This is a genomic window from Bifidobacterium sp. A11, from assembly GCF_000499185.1.
Taxonomy (GTDB): domain Bacteria; phylum Actinomycetota; class Actinomycetes; order Actinomycetales; family Bifidobacteriaceae; genus Bombiscardovia; species Bombiscardovia mizhiensis.
The window spans coordinates 1-407 of the sequence record NZ_AWUO01000033.1; the positions used below are offsets into that span (position 1 = coordinate 1).

General features: G+C 75.4%; 2 protein-coding genes. Both read right to left on the reverse strand.

The window, feature by feature from the left end:
- Window positions 1-215: hypothetical protein (locus tag P273_RS10130; RefSeq protein WP_216476365.1), on the reverse strand; the 215-nt coding region annotated here is incomplete at its 3' end.
- Window positions 212-407 (reverse strand): hypothetical protein (locus tag P273_RS10135; protein ID WP_216476366.1); only part of this gene is annotated, 196 nt, incomplete at its 5' end. The genes P273_RS10130 and P273_RS10135, both read right to left, overlap by 4 nt.

Here is a 407-nt window from a genome sequence, read left to right on the forward strand (position 1 = left end):
CCCGGGGCCGGCCCCAGGCGACGGCTCCCGGCCCCCTGTTGATGGGGGCCACTCGCCGCCGCCCCGCCCGCAGATGATCGGGCGGAGCACAGGAGACGGACGCCGGCCATGGGCCGGCCGGCTGGTTCCCGCCGCCCTGCGCCCGTCCCGGGCTCAGTGCTCGTCGACGTCTCCCGCCTGACCACCTCCAGCATGGCATGGGTCGCTCCGGTCACGGCCCCCGGGCGTCCCGATCCTCGCCGGGCCTGCGGCCCGCATGGCCGAACAGCATGCCATGCGGGCCTCCGGCCTGCCGAGTCCCGGTCCACACGGGGGGCCGCTCCCTCCGCTCAGCCCGTGCCTGGTGGAGGTTGTCAGGCGGGAGGTGCCCGCCACACACAGCAAGGAGCAGACATGACCACCACCAA